This is a genomic window from Pelomonas sp. BJYL3 (genome assembly GCF_027257975.1).
GTDB classification, from domain to species: Bacteria; Pseudomonadota; Gammaproteobacteria; order Burkholderiales; family Burkholderiaceae_C; genus Roseateles_B; species Roseateles_B flavus.
The window spans coordinates 323,913-340,737 of the sequence record NZ_JANZKX010000004.1 but is presented as its reverse complement, the minus strand read 5'-3'; the positions used below and the strand labels follow the sequence as shown (position 1 = coordinate 340,737).

Sequence of the window (16,825 nt, the reverse complement as noted above, 5' to 3'; positions counted from 1 at the left end):
TGACCCGGGGCGCCGCGGGCTCCGCAGTGCCGGGAGCACCGCGGCGGTTTGCCGTCTGGCGTGGGCCGCGTTCCCCAACGTCCTTGCATCGAGGAAGCCATGACTCTGACCCGTCCATTCGCTCGACCTTTCTCCAGACATCTGGGCGCCTGCCTTCTGGGCGCCGCCCTGCCGCTCGCGGGCCTGGCACAGGCCACCGACACCCACCCCCGGCCCCTCACCGTGGCGCGCCCGGTGGCCGCCGACCTGCGCTTCAGCGTCGACCCGCGCCAGGCCCTGGGCAGCACCGAGCGCCGCCTCAGCCAGCAGGTGCAGGCCGCGGGCGCCGACTTCGTCAAGGTGCACTTCGCCGAGTTCCGCCTGCCTGCGGGGGCCTATGTGCTCGTCGCCTCGGCGGACGGCCGCGAGGTGCATCGCTACGAGGCAGAGCCGCAGGCCAACCGCACCTTCGACCGCAGCCAAGGCGAGGACGGGATCACGCGCTTTGCCGCGCTCTCGGTCTTCGGTGACAGCGCCTCCGTGACCCTGGTGCTGCCGCCGGGCGTGGCCTGGGGGCCCTCGCATGCCCTGCGCATCGACCAGTTCCATGCGGGCCAGGTCGCGGCTGCGGAACGCACCACGCTGTCCGTGTGCGGCACGGACGAGCGCCGCGACCCAGTCTGCTTCGCCAGCAGCAACCCCACCCAGGTGGACCGCACCCGGCCGGTGGCGCGCCTGCTGATGGCGGGCAGCAGCCTGTGCACGGGCTGGCGCGTGGGCCCGGACAACCGCATGTTCACCAACAACCACTGCTTCGCCGACCAGTCCACGCTGACCAATACCGAGGTCTGGTTCAACTACCAGAAGACCAGCTGCGGCGGCAGCACCCTCGCCGCCGTGACCAAGGTGACCGGCGGCACCCTGCTCAAGACCGACAGCACGCTGGACTACACGCTGTTCACGATCAACAACTTCGCCAACGTGGCCGGCTTCGGCTACCTGGGCCTGGACGTGCATGAGCCCATCCTGAACGAGACCATCTACATCGCCCAGCATGGCGGCGGCAACCCCAAGCAGCTGGCCCTCACCAGCGACCAGGACGGCGGCGGCAACTGCAAGATCAACAATGCCAACGCCAATGGCAACGGCACGGGCACCGACGTGGCCTACTACTGCGACACCGAAGGCGGCTCCTCGGGCTCGCCCGTGATCGCCGGTGCCAGCCACAAGGCCCTGGCCCTGCACCACTTCGGCGGCTGCACCAACCAGGGCGTGAAGCTCAGCAAGATCTGGCCCCAGGTGGCCACGCACTTCAACAACCAGGTGCCCGACGGCGACACCGGCACCGGCACCAACACGCCGCCCGTGGCCAGCTTCACCAGCAGCTGCACGGGGCTGACCTGCACCTTCTCGGGCGCAGGCTCCAGCGACCCGGACGGCAGCATCGTCAGCTATGCCTGGACCTTCGGTGATGGCAGCAGCGGCACCGGTCTGCAGCCCGCCCACACCTATGGCGGCTCGGGCAGCTACACGGTCGGCCTGACCGTCACCGACGACAAGGGCGCCAGCAACAGCAAGTCCGCCACCGTCACCGTGAGCGGCACGGGCAGCGGCTTCCCCAAGACCAACCTCGCCGCCACCAAGGGCAACTGGCTGAGCTACACCTACACCGTGCCGGCCGGTGTCAGCAGCGTCACCTTCGCCAGCAGCGGCGGCAGCGGCGATGCCGACCTCTACCTGCGCAAGGGCGCGGCCCCCACCACCAGCAGCTACGGCTGCCGCTCCTGGAGCAGCAGCAACACCGAGACCTGCACCCTGGCCGTGGCGGCAGGGGACGTGGTGTACGTGGGCCTGTACGCCTACGCCAGCTTCTCGGGTGTGACGCTGAGTCTCAAGTAAGCCCGCGCTGAAGACGGCCGCTTCGTGCGGCCCCCGGACAGGCCCCGCGGGGCCTGTCCTCGCTGGAGCGCCACGGCTGATCGGGGGGTGTGGCCCGGGTCGGCAAGACCTGACCCCCACGCCCGCGCTGCCCGGGCCGGCGTCACCGACCGCGTCCGGCCGGCTTGCCAGACCGTGGCGGAGACGTGGCGGGGGCGCGCTGGTGGGACTTTGGTGGGACGGTGGTGGAGCGATGGTGAGGCAGCGAGGCGGCCGATCCCCGCCGGGGCAGGGGGCCCGCCTCGGTCTGCGGTCAGGACGGCTGCGCCCAGCGCCCGGCCAGCAGGGCCAGGGCCTCGGGGGTGTTGGCGTTGGCCAGCATCAGGGCGTCGCCGGGCCGGTCGAAGCGTACGCGCACATGCGGCTGGCTCGAGAGCCACTGGCCCAGGCGCCGCTCGCCGTCCGCCAGGGCTTTGGCCAGCGGTGCGGCCAGGGAGCGGTGCAGCAGGGCGAAGGCCGGGTGCAGGCGATGGCCGCCACGCTCCTCGTCCGGCCCCTCGACCAGCGCGACGCGCGCCTGCGGCTGGCCGTGGAGCGCCTCCGACAGGCGTGCCGCCAGGTCCGGGACCAGGGCCGGGCTGTCGCAGGGCACGCTGAGCAGCCAGTCGGTCGGGCAGGACTGAAGCCCGGTCAGCAGGCCGGCCAGCGGGCCCAGGAAGCCGGGCAGGCTGTCCGCCAGCACCGGCACGCCCAGGGCGGCATAGGCCTCGGCATGGCGGTTGGCGCTGATCAGCACCTGGCTCACCTGCGGCGCCAGCCGCTGCAGGGCGTGGGCCGCCAGCGGGCGATCGTTGAGCAGGAGCAGGCCCTTGTCCTGCCCGCCCATGCGCCGGCCTTCGCCGCCGGCCAGGATGAGGCCGGTGATCTGCGCCGGGCCGGGGCCCCGTTCAGCCACGGCGCACCCGGTCGTCCGCCGGACTGGGGCGGTGCGTCTCTTGCGGGAAGTCGTCGCCCAGCACCTGCCGGCCCTTCATGACCGCCAGGATCCAGGTCCCGATCAGCCAGGTCAGCACCATGCTGAGGCAGAAGAGGATGGCCCCCATCACCATGTAGTCCACCAGCAGCTGCTGGCGTTCGGCGTCGTTGTGCAGGCCCGGCTGCTGCCCCAGCTTGATCCAGGCCCCCAGCAGCCAGGGCACCACGAAGCTCAGCGCCGTCAACAGCGCCGCCCGCCGCCGCACCGGCCGCGTGAACCAGCCCGTGAGGGCTTCCTGGAAATGCTCGGGAGGTGAGGGCGACATGGCGGTCTCGCGGTCAGTCAGAGGGGACTCACTCAGGCAATCGACTCGCCCGGGCCGCTTGCCCGGCAGCGTTCGCCCCACCATCGGGCCGCGCCAGCAGGCCCTCAGGCACGACGGCCGAGGATCCGGCTTCGCCGGTCCTACGGCCGTGCCCCCTGAGGGGGCCGGCGAAGCCGGTAGGGGGGGAGCCCATCAGCCTCCGATGTAGTGCATCTCGATCCGCCGCTGCCCGCTCCCCGGCTCGGCCGCCAGCTCGGAGCGCAGCTCGGAATAGCGGTCCGCCCGGCGGTTCCACAGGGCGGCCAGGGTGGCGGCCAGGGCCTCGTCGTCCAGGGCGGCATGGCCGCGCTCGCCGCGCAGCAGGGCGCGCAGGTCGTGGCCGCCGCTGGCGAAGAGGCAGGTGTAGAGCTGGCCCTCGGTGGACAGGCGCGCCCGGTTGCAGTCTCCGCAGAAGGCCTGGGTGACGCTGGAGATCAGGCCGATCTCGCCCGAGCCATCGGCATAGCCCCAGCGCTCGGCGGTCTCGCCCGGCGCACTGGCCGAGAGCGGCTGCATTTCCCAGTGCTCGCGCAGCCGCGCCAGCACCTGGGCCGAGGGCAGGACCTCGTCCATGCGCCAGCCATTGCTGGCGCCCACGTCCATGTACTCGATGAAGCGCAGGACCACGCCCGTGCCCTTGAAGTGCCGGGCCAGCGGGATGATCTGGTCCTCGTTGGTGCCGCGCTTGACCACCATGTTCACCTTGATGGGCCCGAGGCCCACCGCCTGCGCGGCCTCGATGCCCGCCAGCACCTCGCCGACCGGGAAGCCGACATCGTTCATGCGCTGGAAGATGGTGTCATCCAGCGCATCCAGGCTCACCGTGACGCGCTGCAGGCCGGCGTCCTTCAGCGCCCGGGCCTTGCGGGCCAGCAGGGAGCCGTTGGTCGTCAGCGTCAGGTCCAGGGGCCGACCCTGCGGCGTGCGCAGCGGCGCCAGCAGCTCGACCAGGCGTTCCACGTGCTTGCGCAGCAGGGGCTCGCCCCCGGTCAGCCGCAGCTTCTGCACCCCCAGCTTCACGAAGACGCCGGCCAGCCGGGTGATCTCCTCGAAGCTCAGCAACTCCCCGTGCGAGAGGAAGGGGTGGTAGTGGTCGAAGACCTCCTTGGGCATGCAGTAGCTGCAGCGGAAGTTGCAGCGGTCCGTCACCGAGATGCGCAGGTCGCGCAAGGGGCGCCCGCGGGCGTCCAGCAGGGCGGTGCCCGGCTCGGGCAGGGCGATCCCGGCCGGCCGGGGCGGCACCGGGGAGCGCTGGCGCTGGTCCAGCAGGGGGATCACGCGTTCGGACATGGCGCCCATTGTGCCGCGCGCTTGCGGCGGTCGCCGCTGCAAGGGCATCGGGCTTGAGCGAGGTCAAGACCCGGCCCCTCAAGAGTCCGTGAATCCGCTGGCGGGCGACAGTGGCGACGGTGACAAATCACGGAATGCCTGGGCTTGGCCCGGCCCGTCAGCTTTGCGTCGGCCAGGGCCCGATCATGGGGCCATGAGCGCGCACGACCCGTCATCGTCCCGCCGCCAGTGCCTCCAGGCCCTGCTGGCAGCGGGCACACTGGCGGCGCCGGCCTGGGCCGCGACCTCACCCCTGGGCCTGGACCAGCTGCAGGGCTACGCGAACCCGCTGCCGCCCTTGAGCTTCGAGGAGGGCGGACGGGTCCAGGGCCTCTTCGCCGATCTCTTCCGGGAGATGTCCGCCCAGCTGGGCCTGCCGGCCTCGGTCGAGATCCAGCCCTTCCTGCGCCTGCAGCAGTCGGCCATGCTGGGGCCGGGCATGGTGGCCTTCCCCCTGGTGCGCCTGCCCGAGCGCGAGGAGATGTACCTGTGGATCGGCCCCGTGCTGCGGCGCAGGGTGATGCTCTACCGCCTGGCCCAGCGCAACGAGCTGGAGTTCCAGGGCTGGTCGCGCCTGGGCAAGGCCCAGGTGGTGGTCAACAAGGGCACGGCCACGCACCGCAAGCTGCTGGAGGACTTCCATGTGCCGCCGGCCCAGCTGCAGGTGTCGGCCAACTACACGACGGCTCTGCGCATGCTGGTGGCCGGGCGCGCCGAGTACCTGGCCATGAATGAGCTGGCCGCGGCCTGGGCCGCCCGCCAGCTGGGCCTGCCCAGCGACCTCCTGCGGCCCGTCCAGGAGCTGGACGGCGAGGGCGCCTACTGGTTCGGCGTGGTGCCCGCCGCCCGGGCGCTGGCCCAGCAGCTGCAGGAGGCCCTGGAGCAGCTGCGCCGCCAGGGGCGGGTGGACGCGCTGCGGCGGCAGTACGGCGTCTGAGGCGCGGCGGGCTCAGGGCGTGAGGCGGGCGTCCGCCAGGGCTCGGTCCAGGGCCTGGGCCAGCCAGTCCATGAACACCCGCACCCGCCGGGGCGTGTGCCGGCGCGCGCTGCGCAGCAGGGTGATGGGCAGGGGCGGCGCCTCGCAGCCAGGCAGCAGGCGTTCCAGCCGACCCTGGGCCAGGGCCTCGCGCACGCCGGTGAAGGGCAGCTGCACGATGCCGGCGCCGGCCAGGGCCGCGGCCTCGAAGGCATCGGTGTTGTTCACGGACACCCGCCAGGGCAGCGGCAGGCGCCGCGGCGCGCCGGCCGCGTCCAGCCATTCGAAGACGGCCTCGCGCTCGGCAAAGGTCTGGCTGTAGTGCACCAGCACATGCCCCTGCTGCTGCAGCTCCTCGGGCGAGCGCGGCCGGCCGTGGCGGTCCAGGTAGGCCGGGCTGGCCACATTGACCATGGGCAGCTGGCCCAGCGGCCGCGCCACCAGGCTGGTGTCATGCACGGGACCGACGCGCAGCACGGCGTCCACCCCTTCCTCGATCAGGTCGACCCGGCGGTCCGTGCAGCTGAGCTCCAGCTGCAGGCCGGGGTGGGCGTCCAGGAAGGCGGGCAGGGCGGGGAGGACCGCCTGCAGGGCCAGGCGCACCGGCAGGTCCACGCGCAGGCGGCCGCCGAGCTCGCCCTCCTGCTGGAAGAGCGTGCCGATGTCGGCCGCCTCGTCCAGCAGGGCGCGGGCGCGCTCCAGCAGCAGGCTGCCGTCCGGCGTGAGGCTGACCCGGCGCGTGGTGCGCTGCAGCAGCCGCGTGCCCAGGCGCGCCTCCAGCTCGCCGACCACCTGGCTCACCCGCGCCTTGGGCAGGCCCAGGCCTTCCGCGGCCCGGCTGAAATGCGCCAGCTCGGCCACACGCACGAAGACGCGCAGCGAGGCGAGGTCCAGATCCCCTTCTTTGTTCATGACTCGAAGAACAGTCCGTTCAATTTCCTCGACTTTATGTTCAATCAGGCGATCAATACAGTGAGTGCATCCCTCAACCGATGCAGGACGCTGTCATGAACCAACCCTCCCACACCACCCCGATCACCCTGATCACCGGCGGCAGCCGCGGCCTGGGCGCCGCCATGGCCCTGGCGCTGGCCCGCAGCGGGCACGACGTGCTGATCACCTACCGCGACGCGGCCGAGGCCGCGCAGGGGGTGGTCACCCGGATCGAGGCCCTGGGCCGCCGCGCCGCGGCCCTGCCGCTGGAGATGGCCCAGGTCGACGGCTTCCCGGCCTTTGTGCAGGCGCTGCAATCGCAGCTGGCCGCCTGGGGTCGCGAGCAGCTGGACGGCCTGGTCAACAACGCGGGCGCCGGCCTGCACGCCAGCGTGGCGGAGACCACGCCGGCCCAGCTGGAGCAGATGTGGCGCCTGCACCTGCAGGGTCCCTTCTTCCTGACCCAGGCCCTGCTGCCCCTGCTGGCCGACGGCGCCCGGCTGCTCAACATCTCCAGTGGCCTGACCCGCTTCACCGTGCCCGGCTATGCGGGCTATGCCGCCATGAAGGGCGCGGTGGAGGTGATGAGCCGCTACCAGGCCCGGGAGCTGGCGGCGCGGGGGATCCGGGTCAACACCCTCGCGCCAGGGGCCATCGCCACCGACTTCGGCGGCGGTGCGGTGCGCGACAACGCCCAGCTCAATGCCTTCCTGGCCTCCGTCACCGCCCTGGGTCGGGTGGGCGAGGCCGAGGACATCGGCGGCGCCGTGGCGGCCCTGATGCAGCCCGGCGCGGCCTGGATCACCGGCCAGCGCATCGAGGCCTCGGGCGGCATGTTCCTCTGAGCTGACTCAGCGGGGCGGGGCGCCCGCGGCCTGCGGCTCCGGCACGCCGTCCTTCATCCAGTAGCCGCTGGCCAGCAGGCGCTCGCGCACCTGGGCCCGGGCCCGGTGCAGGCGGCTCTTCACCGCCTCCAGGCTCAGGCCCAGCTCGGCGGCCACCTCCGGGCCGCTGAGCTCGTGCACATCGCGCAGCAGCAGCACCTCGCGGTAGGGCGGGCTCAGGGCCTGCAGGGCGCGGACCAGGTCCTGGCGCAGGTCCAGGGGCAGGGCGGGCGCCTCGGGATGGTCCTGGGCGGCCAGTTCGTCCAGGGGCACATGGCGGGGCTGGCCGCGCAGCAGGCGCCAGCACTCGCGCTCGACGATGCGGAACAGCCAGGTCGTGAAGGTCGCCACCGTGCGCAGGGTGCCGATGCGGCGGTGCAGCTGCCACAGGGCCAGCTGCACGGCGTCCTCGGCGTCCTCGCTGTTGGCGCAGCTGCGCCGGGCGAAGCGGCGCAGGTCCGGCTGACAGCGGCGCAGCAGCTCGTGCAGGGCCTGGGTGTCGCCCGCGCGGGCGGCCTCGACCAGGGGGGTGTGGGCAGGGTTCATGGCTGACGGTCCAGGGGGCGGCGGCCCATCATCGCGCAGGCCGGGCAGAAGCCGAGCAGGGCGGTGAGCGCCAGGCCCAGGCCGGAGCCGCCCAGCAGCCAGGCCCAGGCCGGCTCCAGGCCGCCCATGACCGCGGCCAGGACCATCAGGGTGGCCCCCGCCAGACGTGCGATGCGTTCGGCCGCGGGCACATTGCGTTTCAGGTAGAACATGGACAGCCTCCTCGGGCTGGAAGTGGATCACCCAGCACAAGAGGCGTGGCCGGCGCGAAAGGATTCAGCCACCTGCAAAAAAAGTGACGGGAGTGCGCCGGGCGTTCTCCGGGTGTGGCCGCAGGGTCGTCGCGGCCCCCAGGCTGGCCCTCAGCGGGCCAGCGGCAGGAACTCCATGGTCCAGTTCTCCTCCCAGGTCTGGCCGCCGTCGGGCGAGAAGGCCTGGCTCCAGCGCGGCGGCTGGCCGGGCTCGGCCAGCCAGATGAAGCGCACGCGGATGGGGCGGCCGTCCAGCTGGTCCTCGGCCAGAAACTCGCCGCGGTGCCCCTGGAAGCGGCCCACCACGGGCGTGTCCAGCTGGCCGGGCAGGCGGCCGTCCAGCCACCAGATCGACCATTGCCGGCGGGCCGCGTCATAGGAGCGCAGCGCCACGGCCCGCACCTCGCCCTCGGGCAGCTGGAGCAGGTTGTCCTCCAGGTTGCCGAAGCCGCCCAGCACCGGGCGCGTGGATGACAGCCCCTCGAAGCTCACCCAGTCCTGGCAGCCCTGCAGCCGCTTCAGCAGGCGGCGGTGGCGCACGCGCCAGTGGCCGTGGATGAAGTCGAAGTCATGCGGGGCGTCGTCGCGCAGCGGGAGTGTCATGGTCCGTCCTGGAGGCAGGGGTGGTCAGGGCGCAGAGCGTAAGTCCCGCCACTGCCACGTCTTGTCAGCAGACCCCGGCGGCGCGGCGCGCCGGCACAATGCGCGGCATGGACATCGACCTGCGCCCGGCGCTGCCGGAAGACATCGCCGCCTGCGTGGACCTGCGCGGCCGCACCCGCGAGAACGCCGTCCCGCCCGAGCGCCTGGCCGCGCTGGGCATCACCGTGGCGTCCTGGTCCGGCCAGGTGAGCCGGGGCGAGCTCGTCGGTCATGTGGCCTGGGCCGGCGAGGTGATGGCCGGCTATGCCTTCGGTGACGTCGGCAGCGGCGAGGTCGTGGTGCTGGCCCTGCTGCCGGCCTTCGAGGGCCGGGGCCTGGGCCGGCGGCTGTTGCTGCGTCTCGTGGCGGACCTGCGGGCTCGCGGCCACCGCCGGCTCTTCCTGGGGTGCGGCAGCGACCCGGCGCTGCGCTCGCATGGCTTCTACCGCCGCCTGGGCTGGCGGCCCACCGGCCGCACGGACCGCTTCGGTGACGAGGAGCTGGAGTTACTGCCGGACGCCACCGCCCCCTGACCGTCCCCTGAGCGCTCCCTGAGCGCCCGGTCCGCCTGCTCAGTGCGCGGGGGCGGCGTTCATGCGCTGGAGCCGCTGCTCGCTCCGGGCCAGGGTGGGCACGCCCATGGCTTCGCGTTCGGCGTCGGTCCTGGCCTCGCGGTCAAAGGGCTCCTGCGTCCAGCGCTCCTGCCCCTTGGGCTTGCGGTACTGGGTGCCCCACACCTGGGGCTTGTCCTGGGCGTGCAGATGCCTGTCCTCGGCGGCGGCGCTGAGCCAGCGGGCGCCGTGGTGCTGCGGGTCGAGCGTCCAGGCCTGCCGCGCCCACTGCATGGCCTGGGCATAGTCCTCGGGCGTGCGGCCGTGCTGCATCACCAGGGCGGCGTGGTAGTAGTCGTCGGCGGCCTTGAGCTGCCCCTGCGCGGCCAGGGCCAGCACCCGGGCGCGGCGCTCGTCGTCGCGCGGCCCCACCACGGCCCAGTCGATGCCGGGGGCGCGCCGGTCCGCCTGGTCGGCATCGTGCAGGGCCTTGAGCTCGGCATTGATGGTCTTCAGATAGGCCTGCTCGGCCTGAGCCAGGCGTTGCAGCAGGGCGGGCCAGCGCGGGTCGGGGCGCAGGGGCAGGTAGTCTTCGTCGTCGGCGACCTGGCGGTAGTCGTGCAGCCCCTTGGCCAGGGCCTTCTCGAGGAAGGAGAAGGCTTGCTCCACCTGGCCTTCGCGGGCCGCGCAGAAGGCCATCTCGTTCTCGGCGGTCGCCGACGGTGTGCCCTGCGCGTAGCGCTGGCGGACCTGCTGGCACTGCTCGTCCTGCGCCCATGCGTGCTGCAAGGGGCCCAGCAGTCCCAGGCCCAGGCATGCCAGCGCTGTCCGAATCATCATGTGTGCCTCCTTGTCGTGTCGATGGCCGCGGAGCATAGCGCCGCTACTGCGCGTCCATCATCCCGGAATTCCCTGTCCGGATCCGGTGCGCCGTGGCGGCTCCAGGCCGCGCCCCTGCAGCACAGGCAGGGCGCGCAGCCGCTCAGCGGCGAACTGCACGAACTGGCGCACCTTGGCCGTGGCCAGCCGCCCCGCCGGATAGACCAGGTGCACCGGCACGGGCGGCGGCTCGCAGTCGCGCATCAGCACGCGCAGGCGGCCGTCGCGGACCTCGTCCGTGACCTGGTAGGCCAGGGCGCGGGTGATGCCCTGGCCGGCCACCGCCGCCGCCACCTTGGTGCCGTTGGCATTCACGATCAGGCGCTCTGCGGGCGGTCGCATGCTCTTGTGCCCGGGAAACTGCCAGTCGACCCGCCCCTGGCCCTCGATGCTGAACCCGATGATGCGGTGCCGGGCCAGCTCGGCCGGTGTGCGGGGGCGGCCGGCACGGGCCAGGTAGGCCGGCGACGCCACCAGCACCACGCGCAGGCTGCCCACCGGCACGGCGGTGAGCCCGGAGTCCGGCAGCTGGCCGATGCGCAGGGCCACGTCAAAGCCCTCGTCGATCAGGTGGACCAGGCGATTGCTGAAGAAGGCGCGGGCCTCCAGCTGCGGGTGCTGGTCCAGGAACTCGAACAGCAAGGGCGCGATATGGCGCTGGCCGAAGAGCTCGGGCGCCGTCACCGCGAGCCGCCCCTGGACCAGCTGGCGCTGGCCCGTGACGGCGGCCTCGGCGGCGTCCAGCTCGGCCAGCACGCGGCGCGCATCGCCGAGGTACTGCTCGCCGGTCTCGGTCAGCTGCAGGCTGCGTGTCGTGCGGACCAGCAGCGGCGCGCCCAGGCGGCGCTCCAGCAGGGCGATGGCCCGGGTGACGGTGGGCGCCGAGACCTCCTGCTGGCGGGCCGCGGCGGCCAGGCTGCCGGCCTCCGCCACGGCGACAAAGGTCCGGATGCACTGCAGATGATCCATGGCAATCCTTTCAGAATTTGCAATTCTGAAATGTAGACGCAGGCTATTCATCAAGTTCCAGGCAATGGATAGGCTGAGGCCCATTCATCACTCCGGGAGCGCCCGCCATGTCTTCGCCGTCCACCGCCACCACGATCGCCACGCCCGCCCGCCTGCATGGCTTTGCCCTGTCCGGCCATGTGCACCGGGTGCGTCTGCTGCTGTCCCTGCTGGGCCTGCCCTGGGAGGAGCGAGAGCTGGATCTGCGCCAGGGTGAGCAGCGCCGGCCCGAGTTCCTGGCGCTCAATCCCCTGGGCCAGGTGCCGGTGCTGGAGATCGACGGCCAGGTGCTGTCGGACAGCAATGCCATCCTGGTCTACCTGGCGCTGCGCCACGATCCCCGCCGCCAGTGGCTGCCGGAGTCCCCGGTGCTGCAGGCCGCCGTGCAGCGCTGGCTGAGTCTGGCCGCAGGCCCGCTGGCCCACGGGCCCGCAGCGGCGCGCGCTGCCGCGCTGTTCGGCCGCCCGCCGGTGCCTCAGGCTCCGGCCCTGGCCGAACGCCTGTTCGGCGCCATGGAGCAGCAGCTGGCCCGTCAGCCCTGGCTGGCCGCGCCGCACCCCACCCTGGCCGACCTGGCTCTGTACGCCTACACGGCCCGCGCACCGGAAGGCGGACTGCCGCTGGCGCCCTATGGGCACATCCGCCGCTGGCTGGCCGCGGTCGAGGCCTTGCCGGGATTCGTGCCCATGCCCGTCGCGCCAGGCCTGGAGGCCCTGTCATGAGTGCGCGCTTCCACGCGGGCGAGCAGCAGATGCACGAGCGACTGGGCCTGGGCGAGGCCCTGTCCGAGCTGGGCGGGCGGATGATCCGGGACGCCATGCCGGACCAGCATCGCGACTTCTTTGCGCAGCTGCCGACGATGTGGCTGGGGACCCTCGACGCTCAGGGCCAGCCCTGGGCCACCCTGCTCAGCGGCGCGCCGGGCTTCGCCCGCAGCCCGGACGCGCAGCAGCTGCGGCTGGATGCCCGCCCGAGGGCCGAGGATCCGGCCGCCCAGGGCCTGCACCCCGGTGCCGCTGTGGCGCTGCTGGGACTGGAGCCGCACACCCGCCGCCGCAACCGCATGAATGGCACGGTCCAGGCGCTGGACGCGGCCGGCTTCTCGGTTCGCGTGGGTCAGAGTTTCGGCAACTGTCCCAAGTACATCCAGGGCCGGCGGGCCGAGCACGTCCGGCGCGAGCCGGGGCCGGTCCAGACCCTGGGCCCTTCGCTCGGTGCCGAGGCGCTGGCCCTGGTGCAGGCGGCCGACACGCTCTTCATCGCCAGCAGCAGCAGTGCCCGGCCGGCGGGTACCGGCCCTCAGGGAGCGGGCGTCGACATCTCGCACCGCGGGGGCCGCCCCGGCTTCGTGCGCGTGCTGCGGGAGGCCGGGGGCGACCAGCTCATCGTGCCGGACTATGCTGGCAACCGCTTCTTCAACACCCTGGGCAATCTGCTGGCCTGGCCGCGCGCGGGCCTGCTCTTCGTCGACTGGCAGCACGGCCATCTGCTGCAGCTGGCGGCGCAGGCCGAGATCCAGCACGATGGCCCGGAGCTCGCGGACTTTCCAGGTGCCCAGCGCCTGCTGAAGCTGCGGCTGCTGCAGGGGCGCTGGCGCCCCGCGGCCCTGCCCCTGCGCTGGAGTGCGCCGGAGCTGGCGCCGCAGTTCCTGCCAGCATGACGCGGCAGGCGGCATGCAGCGGCTCAGCGGCTCAGCGGCCGCGGGCGGCGTTCATCCACGCGTTGGTGCGGGCGTAGTCCAGGGCGTGGGCCCAGCCGTCGAACTCGCCCTGCTCGTGCAGGCGGGACATGTCCGTCAGCAGGGCGCCGTAGCAGGACTTGAACAGCGAGGCGCCCGCGCTGAGGCGGCGCACGCCGGCCGCGCGCAGGGCGTCGGCGCCGGGCAGGCCGGGCCAGCTCATCAGGTTCAGCGGCAGCGGTGTCGACGCGGCCAGGCGGCGGGCCACGTCCAGATCGGCCAGCCCGGGCAGGAAGAGGCCGTCGGCGCCGGCGGCCGCGTAGCGTGCCATGCGCGAGCGGGCCTCGTCTTCCAGTGCCTCGGGAGGCAGTGCGCGCTGCAGGTAGGTGTCGATGCGGGCATTGATGAACAGACCCGGGCGCGGCAGGGCCTCGCGCAGCGTGCGCAGCTTGGCCTCCATCAGCGCGGGGGGCTGCAGGCCGTCTTCCAGATTGATGCCGACGACGCCTCGGGCGAGCAGCTCCTGCACCAGGGCGAGCACGGCGTCCGGCTCGTCGCTGTAGCCGTTCTCGATGTCCACCGTCAGCGGCAGCGGGTTGACGCGCTGGATGCGGGTGACGGCGTCCAGCAGCTCCTGGCGGGGCAGCAGGCCGCCATCGGCATGGCCCAGGGACCAGGCCAGGGCGGCGCTGCTGGTGGCCAGGGCGCGGGCGCCGGCCTCCCGTGCGAGCACGGCGCTGCCGGCGTCCCAGACATTGGCCAGGATCAGCAGCTGGCCGGGGGCGTGGAGGGCATGGAAGTCTTGAATTGGCGTGCTCATGGCAGTGCAGGCAGTGCAGGCAGTGGAAGGGATGCCTGCACTCTAGACGCCCGGACCGCCCGGGGCTGGACGGAATCGGACCTGTGCCTCACGGTCCGCGCGGTCAGCGCACGCCGCTCAGGCCGGCTTCACTTCGCCTTCTTCGGCTGCTGCGCTGGCTGCTGCGACTGCTGCTGCGATTGCAGGCGCTCGGTCTCGGCCTTGATCATGTCCTCCAGCTCGCCCAGGTGGGCCTGCACGCGCCGCTGGCCCATCTGCATGCCCTGCCCCATGAGCGCGGGCAGACGCTCGATGGCCTTGCGGCCCACGGGGGTCTGGTAGAACTCGCGCAGGGCGGCCAGCTCCTCGCCGGTGAACTCCTTGGCATAGATGTCGACCAGCTCGTCCTTGAGCCCCTCGTAGCTCATGTACTTGGCCATGAACGTCAGCATCACCGCGCGGTAGGGCACGAGCTTGGGCTGGCGCTGGATCTGGGCGTCCAGCGAGGTCTCGATGGATTCCTGCAGCACGCGCTGCAGGTTCAGGGTGTCGAGCAGGCGGGCGGCCTCGACGGGCGCCGAGTCGGCGGCAAAGCCCAGGCTGCTGAAACCCAGGGTGGCGATGGCGAGGGTGGTCTTGAAAAGGTTCTTCATGGGTGTTCCCGGTTCTTGATCTGGTGCGGCGTCTGAGGCCGCGGAGGCGGCGGGGCGCTGCATGCCGGACGCACTTGTACCCTGGATTTCAAGGACGGTGCGGCGGGGCGTCAGAGGACGGTGCGGCCGGGGGCGGTACCTCGGCCTGCGGCTCCGGACTGACGGGGCTAGGAAGGAGTGCCACCAAGGCCATACCCGCGCCCAGCACGGCAAAGGAGGCCAGGCTGACCAGCAGCCCTGCAATCAAGGCCAGGGGGCCCAGCACCAGGGCCGCGGCTGCGGTGGCCATGACCCCGAAGGTCAGGCTGATCACGAGGAGCTGCCGGATCCATGACGGTTCGCGCCGCGCGAGGACGAAGGCCGCAGCCAGCGCCATCAGCAGGAGGAGGCCCACCCCGCGCAAGAAGAGCCCGGCGATGCCACCGGCGACACCACCGTCGATGAAGGCCTGCGCGGGCAGGGCAGCCAGGCCCAGTGCGCCAGCCGTCGTGACGGCCGCAGCCCATCGAAGTTTTCTGACCGGTGCCATGCATGCCCTCCCCAGGGTGAATCCGGACCCGCATCCCTGGCGGTCTGCCGTGCCATGGGAGCGATGGGGCCCAGCATAGCGCCGGCCCCGCGATCGCCCGCCCGGCGCCCTCAGATCACGCCACGCCGGACCTTGTCGCCCAGCACGGTGATGCCGCGCTGGCCGTTGGCCAGGGGGGCGGTCACCAGGCCCAGGTCCTGCAGGCGCTGCTGGATGGGCTCCGGCACGATGCGACCGCCGGGCTGCTGGGGCATGTACCAGAGGTGGTCGCGTTCCTCGGGGGTCAGGTGGACGGTAGGGACTTCTTGACTCATGGACGGCATTGTGCCGCGGCGCTCACGCGGCCCGGGTTCAGCGCCTGGCTTTGCTGCCCTGGCTCTCGAAGTGAGCAGGGCTCGCGGCATCGTGAAGCAGGCGCTGCGGCGCCCGCTGCTCGCGGCCGGGCTCCGGCAAGCGGGTCTTCAAGGGTGGGATCGCGGCCTCAGCGGCCCGGGGACGCAGTGGCGCTGGCGGGCGCCGGGCTGTCCAGGACCGAACGCCCATTGCGGTCGGCGCGGTACTTGGCCGCCAGCACCTCCAGTCGCTCACCGCTGGCCGCCTGGAGGTCTTGGACGTGGGCCCATTCACCCAGGCGCAGACGCCTGCGCAACTCGGCATGGTCGAGGGCGGCGACACGGCAGCCGTCCTGGGCCGGGCTGCGGATCCAGCGCTCGGCCTGGGCCTGGCTGCGCTCCAGGTCGGCCTGCAGCAGCCCCTCGAAGCGCAGGGCCCGGTGCTCCCACTCCGAGCGCTGGGCATGGGTGAGCGGCAGCAGGCGGCGCACGAGGGCCAGGGCCACGCCACGGCCCAGAAGATGGGGGCTGTCCCACATCAGCTGGGCGATGCGCTCGCAGTGCGCGGCCGTGACGGGCTGGCTGCGGGCCGCCTGGCAGCTGTCCAGCACCGGCCTCATGGCGGGCGGGTTCCAGGCCGACAGGATGCCGACCATCAGCTCCAGCTCGGCCATCTGGCGCAGGCCGGGTGCCGTGGCATCGCTCAGCTCGGCCAGTGTCTGGCTCAGGGGCAGCAGGTAGTCCTCGTTGCGCCGGGCGTCCCGGCCCATGCGCTCGATCAGGTAGGGCATCTGCTCCGTCCCCGCCTGCGCCATCCAGGCCATCAGGTTGTCAGGTTCCAGGCGGGCCCACTGGGCCGCGTCGACGGCAGTGCAGGCCTGGCTCTTGCACGGGCGCTGCAGGGCCAGGACCGTGACCATGGGGTCGGTGCTGCGCCGGGCGAGGTCCTGCAGATGAGCGCGGCTGGGCGTGTCGCCGGCGAGGTAGTCGGCGATGGCCAGGGCGCGCAGGTCCTTGCGGCTGCGCAGGGTGCTGATCCATGAGGCCAGCACCTGCTCGCGGGCCTGGGCCCGGACCTGCTCGGCGTCGCTGGGATCCTCGGCTTCCTCGCTGTCATGCGCCCTGTCGCGTTGCGCATCGCGCTGTTCCTCCTCCTTGTTGGCCTCAGGCAGGCCATAGCCGCACCAGTCCTCGCGCATGCGCCGGGCGCGTGCCGAGAGCCCGTCCGGAGGCGGACTTGCCAGGAGCGGCCCGCTGGCCGGTCCCGCCGGCACGGACGATGGCTGCCGCTGAGCCGCCAGCGCCTGCACCAAGGCCGCCCGCTGCGGGGCCTGTGCCGCCGCCTGAGGGACCGGTGTCGCCTCCTGCGCGCCAGGCGCCCGCCGCCATCCCAGGCTGGCGGCCAGTCCCAGGCTCAGCAGGGCGAGTGCGGTGATCCAGCGGCGTGGTCCTGACATGCTCCCTCCTCGGCCGAGGAGTGTAGAACCTCCATTAGCAGGCGGTGGGCGGGTCTCGCGCGCAGGGCTGTGCGCATAGCGATGCAAGCCAGGTCGCTGGGGTCCGGTGGGATGTGGGTGCGCACTCCATGGGCTGCTGCCGGTGCGACTGGAGGCGGGCAGGGCTGTCACAGGAGCGCAG

Annotated in this window: 20 protein-coding genes; 6 read left to right on the top strand and 14 right to left on the bottom strand. The window is 72.6% G+C overall.

Annotation, left to right across the window (positions count from 1 at the left end; translation table 11 throughout):
• The first annotated feature begins 99 nt into the window (after positions 1 to 99).
• Positions 100 to 1,878: a PKD domain-containing protein gene (locus O9Y01_RS15155; RefSeq protein ID WP_269632443.1), complete on the top strand. Its 1,779-nt coding sequence runs from the start codon at positions 100 to 102 to the stop codon at positions 1,876 to 1,878.
• Between the two features lie 292 nt (positions 1,879 to 2,170).
• Here O9Y01_RS15155 and mobA read toward each other — a convergent pair whose 3' ends face one another.
• From mobA to moaA, 3 genes are all read right to left on the bottom strand, one after another.
• Positions 2,171 to 2,812, bottom strand: coding sequence for a molybdenum cofactor guanylyltransferase MobA (gene mobA / locus O9Y01_RS15150; protein WP_269632442.1), 642 nt, complete (start codon positions 2,810 to 2,812; stop codon positions 2,171 to 2,173).
• Positions 2,805 to 3,158 (bottom strand): hypothetical protein, encoded by a 354-nt coding sequence (locus tag O9Y01_RS15145; RefSeq protein ID WP_269632441.1) that lies wholly within the window; start codon positions 3,156 to 3,158, stop codon positions 2,805 to 2,807. The genes mobA and O9Y01_RS15145 overlap by 8 nt, the downstream gene beginning before the upstream one ends.
• A 192-nt stretch (positions 3,159 to 3,350) precedes the next feature.
• The gene (gene moaA / locus O9Y01_RS15140; RefSeq protein ID WP_269632440.1) at positions 3,351 to 4,487 is read right to left on the bottom strand and encodes a GTP 3',8-cyclase MoaA; all 1,137 of its coding nucleotides are present in this window, start codon (positions 4,485 to 4,487) and stop codon (positions 3,351 to 3,353) included.
• A 193-nt stretch (positions 4,488 to 4,680) separates the two neighbouring features.
• On the opposite strand from moaA, the gene O9Y01_RS15135 reads away from it, so the two are divergent.
• Entirely contained in the window at positions 4,681 to 5,463 is a 783-nt protein-coding gene (locus tag O9Y01_RS15135) for a substrate-binding periplasmic protein (RefSeq protein ID WP_269632439.1), read from the top strand.
• A gap of 12 nt (positions 5,464 to 5,475) precedes the next feature.
• Here the strand turns inward: O9Y01_RS15135 and O9Y01_RS15130 are convergent, their stop codons facing one another.
• A complete protein-coding gene (locus tag O9Y01_RS15130) occupies positions 5,476 to 6,414 on the bottom strand; it encodes a LysR family transcriptional regulator (RefSeq protein WP_269632438.1) in 939 nt (312 codons plus the stop codon).
• 95 nt (positions 6,415 to 6,509) lie between these two features.
• On the opposite strand from O9Y01_RS15130, the gene O9Y01_RS15125 reads away from it, so the two are divergent.
• Positions 6,510 to 7,280 carry an SDR family NAD(P)-dependent oxidoreductase gene (locus O9Y01_RS15125; protein ID WP_269632437.1) on the top strand — a complete coding sequence of 257 codons (771 nt, stop codon included), beginning with the start codon at positions 6,510 to 6,512 and terminating at the stop codon, positions 7,278 to 7,280.
• Between the two features lie 6 nt (positions 7,281 to 7,286).
• Here O9Y01_RS15125 and O9Y01_RS15120 read toward each other — a convergent pair whose 3' ends face one another.
• The 3 genes from O9Y01_RS15120 to O9Y01_RS15110 form a co-directional block, all read right to left on the bottom strand.
• On the bottom strand, positions 7,287 to 7,865 hold the full coding sequence (locus tag O9Y01_RS15120; RefSeq protein ID WP_269632436.1) for an RNA polymerase sigma factor: 579 nt from the start codon (positions 7,863 to 7,865) through the stop codon (positions 7,287 to 7,289).
• Positions 7,862 to 8,077 carry a YgaP-like transmembrane domain gene (locus O9Y01_RS15115; RefSeq protein WP_269632435.1) on the bottom strand — a complete coding sequence of 72 codons (216 nt, stop codon included), beginning with the start codon at positions 8,075 to 8,077 and terminating at the stop codon, positions 7,862 to 7,864. The genes O9Y01_RS15120 and O9Y01_RS15115 overlap by 4 nt, the downstream gene beginning before the upstream one ends.
• 150 nt (positions 8,078 to 8,227) lie before the next feature.
• Positions 8,228 to 8,719 (bottom strand): DUF1579 domain-containing protein, encoded by a 492-nt coding sequence (locus tag O9Y01_RS15110; protein ID WP_269632434.1) that lies wholly within the window; start codon positions 8,717 to 8,719, stop codon positions 8,228 to 8,230.
• 107 nt (positions 8,720 to 8,826) lie between these two features.
• On the opposite strand from O9Y01_RS15110, the gene O9Y01_RS15105 reads away from it, so the two are divergent.
• Positions 8,827 to 9,291: a GNAT family N-acetyltransferase gene (locus O9Y01_RS15105; RefSeq protein ID WP_269632433.1), complete on the top strand. Its 465-nt coding sequence runs from the start codon at positions 8,827 to 8,829 to the stop codon at positions 9,289 to 9,291.
• A gap of 39 nt (positions 9,292 to 9,330) precedes the next feature.
• On the opposite strand, the gene O9Y01_RS15100 is transcribed toward O9Y01_RS15105, so the two are convergent.
• Both O9Y01_RS15100 and O9Y01_RS15095 read right to left on the bottom strand, forming a co-directional pair.
• On the bottom strand, positions 9,331 to 10,149 hold the full coding sequence (locus tag O9Y01_RS15100; protein ID WP_269632432.1) for a TPR end-of-group domain-containing protein: 819 nt from the start codon (positions 10,147 to 10,149) through the stop codon (positions 9,331 to 9,333).
• Between the two features lie 57 nt (positions 10,150 to 10,206).
• Positions 10,207 to 11,157 (bottom strand): LysR substrate-binding domain-containing protein, encoded by a 951-nt coding sequence (locus O9Y01_RS15095; RefSeq protein WP_269632431.1) that lies wholly within the window; start codon positions 11,155 to 11,157, stop codon positions 10,207 to 10,209.
• A 107-nt stretch (positions 11,158 to 11,264) separates the two neighbouring features.
• Here O9Y01_RS15095 and O9Y01_RS15090 point away from each other — a divergent pair, with 107 nt between their 5' ends.
• Together O9Y01_RS15090 and O9Y01_RS15085 are read left to right on the top strand one after the other, a co-directional pair.
• Entirely contained in the window at positions 11,265 to 11,918 is a 654-nt protein-coding gene (locus tag O9Y01_RS15090; protein WP_269632430.1) for a glutathione S-transferase family protein, read from the top strand.
• A complete protein-coding gene (locus O9Y01_RS15085) occupies positions 11,915 to 12,856 on the top strand; it encodes a pyridoxamine 5'-phosphate oxidase family protein (protein WP_269632429.1) in 942 nt (313 codons plus the stop codon). The genes O9Y01_RS15090 and O9Y01_RS15085 overlap by 4 nt, the downstream gene beginning before the upstream one ends.
• A gap of 31 nt (positions 12,857 to 12,887) precedes the next feature.
• Here the strand turns inward: O9Y01_RS15085 and O9Y01_RS15080 are convergent, their stop codons facing one another.
• The 5 genes from O9Y01_RS15080 to O9Y01_RS15060 form a co-directional block, all read right to left on the bottom strand.
• Positions 12,888 to 13,694, bottom strand: coding sequence for an isocitrate lyase/PEP mutase family protein (locus O9Y01_RS15080; RefSeq protein ID WP_269632428.1), 807 nt, complete (start codon positions 13,692 to 13,694; stop codon positions 12,888 to 12,890).
• A 128-nt stretch (positions 13,695 to 13,822) separates the two neighbouring features.
• The gene (locus tag O9Y01_RS15075) at positions 13,823 to 14,326 is read right to left on the bottom strand and encodes a DUF2059 domain-containing protein (RefSeq protein WP_269632427.1); all 504 of its coding nucleotides are present in this window, start codon (positions 14,324 to 14,326) and stop codon (positions 13,823 to 13,825) included.
• Between the two features lie 88 nt (positions 14,327 to 14,414).
• Positions 14,415 to 14,855, bottom strand: coding sequence for a hypothetical protein (locus O9Y01_RS15070; RefSeq protein ID WP_269632426.1), 441 nt, complete (start codon positions 14,853 to 14,855; stop codon positions 14,415 to 14,417).
• 110 nt (positions 14,856 to 14,965) lie between these two features.
• On the bottom strand, positions 14,966 to 15,169 hold the full coding sequence (locus O9Y01_RS15065) for a hypothetical protein (RefSeq protein ID WP_269632425.1): 204 nt from the start codon (positions 15,167 to 15,169) through the stop codon (positions 14,966 to 14,968).
• Between the two features lie 167 nt (positions 15,170 to 15,336).
• Entirely contained in the window at positions 15,337 to 16,644 is a 1,308-nt protein-coding gene (locus O9Y01_RS15060) for a hypothetical protein (RefSeq protein ID WP_269632424.1), read from the bottom strand.
• Between the last annotated feature and the right edge of the window lie 181 nt (positions 16,645 to 16,825).

Excerpts from the sequence above, each read along its gene's own strand:
- O9Y01_RS15125 (WP_269632437.1), top strand. The coding sequence starts at position 6,510 with ATGAACCAACCCTCCCACACCACCCCGATCACCCTGATCACCGGCGGC.
- O9Y01_RS15090 (WP_269632430.1), top strand. The coding sequence starts at position 11,265 with ATGTCTTCGCCGTCCACCGCCACCACGATCGCCACGCCCGCCCGCCTG.
- O9Y01_RS15075 (WP_269632427.1), bottom strand. The coding sequence starts at position 14,326 with ATGAAGAACCTTTTCAAGACCACCCTCGCCATCGCCACCCTGGGTTTC.
- O9Y01_RS15115 (WP_269632435.1), bottom strand. The coding sequence starts at position 8,077 with ATGTTCTACCTGAAACGCAATGTGCCCGCGGCCGAACGCATCGCACGT.
- O9Y01_RS15120 (WP_269632436.1), bottom strand. The coding sequence starts at position 7,865 with ATGAACCCTGCCCACACCCCCCTGGTCGAGGCCGCCCGCGCGGGCGAC.
- O9Y01_RS15105 (WP_269632433.1), top strand. The coding sequence starts at position 8,827 with ATGGACATCGACCTGCGCCCGGCGCTGCCGGAAGACATCGCCGCCTGC.
- O9Y01_RS15155 (WP_269632443.1), top strand. The coding sequence starts at position 100 with ATGACTCTGACCCGTCCATTCGCTCGACCTTTCTCCAGACATCTGGGC.
- O9Y01_RS15110 (WP_269632434.1), bottom strand. The coding sequence starts at position 8,719 with ATGACACTCCCGCTGCGCGACGACGCCCCGCATGACTTCGACTTCATC.
- O9Y01_RS15130 (WP_269632438.1), bottom strand. The coding sequence starts at position 6,414 with ATGAACAAAGAAGGGGATCTGGACCTCGCCTCGCTGCGCGTCTTCGTG.
- O9Y01_RS15100 (WP_269632432.1), bottom strand. The coding sequence starts at position 10,149 with ATGATGATTCGGACAGCGCTGGCATGCCTGGGCCTGGGACTGCTGGGC.
- O9Y01_RS15060 (WP_269632424.1), bottom strand. The coding sequence starts at position 16,644 with ATGTCAGGACCACGCCGCTGGATCACCGCACTCGCCCTGCTGAGCCTG.
- O9Y01_RS15145 (WP_269632441.1), bottom strand. The coding sequence starts at position 3,158 with ATGTCGCCCTCACCTCCCGAGCATTTCCAGGAAGCCCTCACGGGCTGG.
- moaA (WP_269632440.1), bottom strand. The coding sequence starts at position 4,487 with ATGTCCGAACGCGTGATCCCCCTGCTGGACCAGCGCCAGCGCTCCCCG.
- O9Y01_RS15085 (WP_269632429.1), top strand. The coding sequence starts at position 11,915 with ATGAGTGCGCGCTTCCACGCGGGCGAGCAGCAGATGCACGAGCGACTG.
- O9Y01_RS15095 (WP_269632431.1), bottom strand. The coding sequence starts at position 11,157 with ATGGATCATCTGCAGTGCATCCGGACCTTTGTCGCCGTGGCGGAGGCC.
- O9Y01_RS15080 (WP_269632428.1), bottom strand. The coding sequence starts at position 13,694 with ATGAGCACGCCAATTCAAGACTTCCATGCCCTCCACGCCCCCGGCCAG.
- O9Y01_RS15135 (WP_269632439.1), top strand. The coding sequence starts at position 4,681 with ATGAGCGCGCACGACCCGTCATCGTCCCGCCGCCAGTGCCTCCAGGCC.
- O9Y01_RS15070 (WP_269632426.1), bottom strand. The coding sequence starts at position 14,855 with ATGGCACCGGTCAGAAAACTTCGATGGGCTGCGGCCGTCACGACGGCT.
- O9Y01_RS15065 (WP_269632425.1), bottom strand. The coding sequence starts at position 15,169 with ATGAGTCAAGAAGTCCCTACCGTCCACCTGACCCCCGAGGAACGCGAC.